Origin of the sequence: Pseudomonas sp. DrBHI1 (genome assembly GCF_002205115.1) — a bacterium.
Taxonomy (GTDB): domain Bacteria; phylum Pseudomonadota; class Gammaproteobacteria; order Pseudomonadales; family Pseudomonadaceae; genus Aquipseudomonas; species Aquipseudomonas mosselii.
In genome coordinates this window covers 46500-50781 of sequence record NZ_NIBE01000095.1, presented here as the reverse complement: position 1 = coordinate 50781, position 4282 = coordinate 46500, and the positions used below count along the sequence as shown (strand labels likewise).

The window sequence follows — 4282 nt, the reverse complement described above, 5'->3', positions numbered from 1 at the left end:
GGGTGCCGGGGTGACCATCTCATTAAGTAACCCGCCGTAAGGGCGGAAAGGTGATTAAGCGTCGACATCGCAAATGAATGCGCATACAACGATCAAAACCACCCAACAACAACAACAACAACAACAACAACAACAACAACAACAACAACAACGCCAGGTCAGGCCTCAGGCCCCCGAGGCAACCCGTCGACCTGAGCCGTACTGGCCTCGACCGGCGGCGTCAACCGCAACACCCGATCCCGTCCTCCTTCAGCCAGCAAATACCCCCCCTTGCCATCCGGAACAATAGCCTGAGGCGCCTTCAGATAGCTGAGAATCGTATGCCGAGCACCATCACCATCAATCCGCACCAACCGCGCCCGATGAGTGGAATCCTCGCTGATCCACAATCCACGCTGATCGCAAAGCAGGAACGTCGGGTTACGCAGCCCGTCAACCACCACCGGATCAGCGCCTTCGGCATTGAACGCACGAATCTTGCCGGTGGCCTTCTCGGTATACAGCAACCGTCCATCGGTACAACGGGTCAGCCCTTCGGTCTCGGTCAACCCCGCACGCAGCACATCGACCTCACCGCTGCGCCAGTCGTATCGCATCAGTCGGCCATCACCCTTGCGGTCCTCAATGGCATAAAGATGCTGACCATCGTTATACAACCCCTGCACATTGTTGCCCGAGAACAGCTGGCTGACCCTGCCATCGCGCGACAGGCTGACCGGAGCCCCGCCTACCTCCTGGCTGAACGCCCATCCACCCTCGACAGCAACCATACCGTCGGGCTTGGACAGGCCATCGAGCACCACCATCCGGTCACCCTCGGCAGTGATGCGCATGATGCTGCCCTTGCCACCGTTGAGCTCGCGACTGACCAGCAAGCTGCCGTCGGCCTGGGGCAGCAACGAGGCGGCCCGGGTCACCGAATTGTGCAGCACCTGAACGTCCCAGCCCTCGGCGGCCTGCACCGGGTAGAAGGACTGCCAGCCGAAAAAACCCAGGGTACAGGCCAGCAGCCCTCCGGTACCGGCCAGGGCGAGGCGAACAGCACGTTTGCGCAGGACAGGTATCATCGATTCAGCTCCGTGGAAGTGCTGGCGATGCTAGCAAGGCGATGTGAAAAAAATGTCATGGCCGTAAACCCTGGGAAACTTCCTACACCGGCGCCATGAGAATGCTGTCATGACATTCAGCAACTGGATACCGGGTATTCCAACATTTAATTTGTAGATGGCGCCGGCCCGCCCCTATGCTGTCGGTGCATCCCCTGCACGCACCGGCCGGTGTGGTCCAAGGCATGGGGAGAGAACAACAAGTCGAGACCGTTCATGTCGAAACCTTCCTACTTCGCCCCCCACGGTGGGCACCCGGCTCAGACCGAGCTGCTGACTGACCGTGCCATGTTCACCGAAGCCTATGCCGTCATCCCCAAGGGCGTGATGCGTGACATCGTCACCAGCCACCTGCCGTTCTGGGACAAGATGCGCATGTGGGTCATCGCCCGCCCGCTGACCGGTTTCGCTGAAACCTTCTCCCAGTACATCGTCGAAGTGGCCCCCGAAGGCGGCAGCGAGCGTCCTGAGCTGGACCCGAACGCCGAAGCGGTGCTGTTCGTGGTCGAGGGTGAAATCGACATCACCGTCGAAGGCAAGCACCACACCCTGGTGCCGGGCGGCTACGCGTTCCTGGCCCCGGGCGCCGACTGGAGCCTGCGCAACAACAGCAAGGCCAATGTCACCTTCCACTGGCTGCGCAAGCACTACCAGAAGGTCGAGGGCCTACCGGTTCCCGAGTCGTTCGTCACCCACCGCGACAACGCCACCGTCATCGAGATGCCTGGCACCGAAGGCCGCTGGGTCACCACCCGCTTCGTCGACATGGCCGACATGCGCCACGACATGCACGTGAACATCGTGACCTTCCAGCCGGGCGGGGTGATTCCGTTCGCCGAGACCCATGTCATGGAACACGGCCTGTACGTGCTGGAAGGCAAGGCGGTGTACCGCCTGAACCAGGACTGGGTCGAGGTCGAGGCCGGCGACTTCATGTGGCTGCGCGCCTTCTGCCCGCAGGCCTGCTATTCCGGCGGCCCAGGCCCGTTCAGCTACCTGCTGTACAAGGACGTCAACCGTCACGTGCACCTGACGCTCAATCCGCAGCGTTGATGCAATGCAGGAGCGGGCACGCCCGCTCCTGCCGGTCTTGATCCATACTGATCGGACCTTCCTCCTTCGGCGTCCCCGCCATGCCCCTCCTGCGCCCTCTGTTTGTCCTGCTGCTCCTGCTGCCGGGCACCTTGCCGTGGGCAGACGACTGGCAACTCGCCCACCAGGAAGACGGCATCGATGTCTACCTGAGCAGCGTTGAGGGTTCGGCCTACCAGCAGTTCCGCGGCATCACCCGGATCAAGGCCAGCCTGCGCACCCTCACCGACCTGCAGGAGAACCTGCGGGTGGCCTGTAAATGGCTGTACGCCTGCGCCGACATGCGCCTGCTGGAGGTGGACGGCGACACCACCTGGGTCTACCTCACCACCGCCCTGCCCTGGCCGGCCAAGCCCCGCGACATGGTGCTCAAGGTGCGCACCGAGCGCCTCGACAGCGATACCTTGGTCCGTCACCTGAGCGCCGAGCCCGGACGGGTGCCGGCTGCGCCCGGGCTGATCCGGGTGCGCCGGCTCAGCGGCGAATGGGTCATGCGTCCGCTGGGCGAGCGCGAGACCGAGGTCACCTACCAACTACGCGCCGACCCGGCCGGCGATGTGCCGGGCTGGCTGGCCAATCGCTTCGTGGTGGATGCGCCGATGGTTACCCTGAAGACCCTGCGCGCCGTGGCCGAACGCCAGCCGTGATGGCTAGCGACTGCGCAGCAGCAGGGACGCCAGCGCGCAACCGAGCAACGCCACGCACGACAGATAGAACGCATCCGAATAGGCCATCAGGTAGGCCTGCTCGCGCACGCTCTGGTCGATCAGCGCCAGGGTCTGCATCACCTGTGGTGACTGCGGATCGACCATGCCATCGGGCAGGCGCTGCTGCAGCGCGCCGTCGAACAGCGTCAGCCCTTCGCCCACCCGCACCGAATGAAAACGCTCGCGCTGCGACACCAGTTGCGTCAGCAACGCCGTGCCCAAAGCGCCACCCAGGTTGCGCAGCATCGAGATCAGCGCCGAGGCCGAGCCGGCCTGGGCCTTGTCCAGGCCCTTCACTGCCAGCACCGACAGCGCCACCATGATTAACGGCTGGCCGATGCCGCGCACCACAGTCGAAGGGATGATCACGTTGCTGCCCGAGTCCACCGTCAGCGTCGAGCCCAGCCAACAACCCAGGGCCATGATGGCGAAGCCGCTGGCCACCAGCAGCTTGGCATTGAGCCAGCGCATCAGCCGGGGCAGCAACGGCGCCAGCAGCAGTTGGACCATGCCGTAGGCGATCAGGCTCTTGCCGATCTCGCTGGCGCTGTAGCCCTGCACCAGCGACAGGTAGTTGGGCACCAGGAACACCAGGCCGAAAGTGGCTGCGCCGAACACCGCCATGGCCAGGCTCGATACACCGAAATTGTAGCTGCCCAGCAGGCGCAGGTTGATGAACGGCCGTGTGCCCCACAGTTGGCGCTGGATGAACAACGCCAGGGCGATCATCGCGACGAGGCTGAAACCGACGATGAAGCGCGACTCGAACCAGTCCTTGCGCCCCCCCTCCTCCAGCACCACTTGCAACGCACCCAGCCCCAGCGCCATGGCGGCGATGCCCAGCCAGTCGGCCTGGCGCAAGGCACTGCGATCCCCGGCCTGACCCTTGATCGACCAGGCCACCGCCGCCAGCAGGGCCACGCCCGGCGGCAACTGCAGCAGGAAGATCCAGCGCCAGGAGTACATGTCGGTGAGCCAGCCGCCGATCGACGGCCCGGCAGCCTGGGCCACGCTGTTGGACAGGCTGAACAGCGCCATGCCCAGCGCCAGGCGGCTGGCCGGCAGCTCGGTGATGATCAATTGCATCGACAGCGGTATCAGCACCGCACCGGAGGCGCCCTGGATCACCCGCAGGCTGATCATCGCCTCCAGGCTGCCGGCCATGGCGCAGCTCACCGAGCTGACCAGGAACACAGCCGAGCCCACCAGCATCACCCGGCGCAGGGAAAACACCTGCACCAGCCAGGCGGTCAGCGGGATCATGCTGATCTCGGCCACCAGGTAGGCGGTGGAGATCCACGAGCCCTCCTCGAAGCTGGCCCCCAGCGCGCCCTCGATCTCGGGCAGGGCGGCACTGGTGACATGGACGTTCATGCC

4 protein-coding genes are annotated in these 4282 nt (G+C 64.4%); 2 read left to right on the top strand and 2 right to left on the bottom strand.

All coding sequences use genetic code 11. The features are described 5' to 3' along the window. Positions 1-158 precede the first annotated feature (158 nt). Complete coding sequence (locus tag CC207_RS19665; protein WP_088852619.1) at positions 159-1067, bottom strand: hypothetical protein; 909 nt, start codon at positions 1065-1067, stop codon at positions 159-161. A 255-nt stretch (positions 1068-1322) separates the two neighbouring features. Here CC207_RS19665 and CC207_RS19655 point away from each other — a divergent pair, with 255 nt between their 5' ends. Then, the gene (locus tag CC207_RS19655) at positions 1323-2159 is read left to right on the top strand and encodes a bifunctional allantoicase/(S)-ureidoglycine aminohydrolase (RefSeq protein WP_028692239.1); all 837 of its coding nucleotides are present in this window, start codon (positions 1323-1325) and stop codon (positions 2157-2159) included. Between the two features lie 80 nt (positions 2160-2239). Next, entirely contained in the window at positions 2240-2845 is a 606-nt protein-coding gene (locus tag CC207_RS19650) for an START domain-containing protein (protein WP_036986571.1), read from the top strand. Between the two features lie 3 nt (positions 2846-2848). Here CC207_RS19650 and CC207_RS19645 read toward each other — a convergent pair. After that, a partial coding sequence (locus tag CC207_RS19645) for an MDR family MFS transporter (RefSeq protein ID WP_088852618.1) occupies positions 2849-4282 on the bottom strand: 1434 nt, incomplete at its 5' end.

What these genes read in the sequence shown, in the direction of transcription:
- CC207_RS19665 (WP_088852619.1), bottom strand. Translation starts at nt 1,067, where the DNA reads ATGATACCTGTCCTGCGCAAACGTGCTGTTCGCCTCGCCCTGGCCGGT.
- CC207_RS19650 (WP_036986571.1), top strand. Translation starts at nt 2,240, where the DNA reads ATGCCCCTCCTGCGCCCTCTGTTTGTCCTGCTGCTCCTGCTGCCGGGC.
- CC207_RS19655 (WP_028692239.1), top strand. Translation starts at nt 1,323, where the DNA reads ATGTCGAAACCTTCCTACTTCGCCCCCCACGGTGGGCACCCGGCTCAG.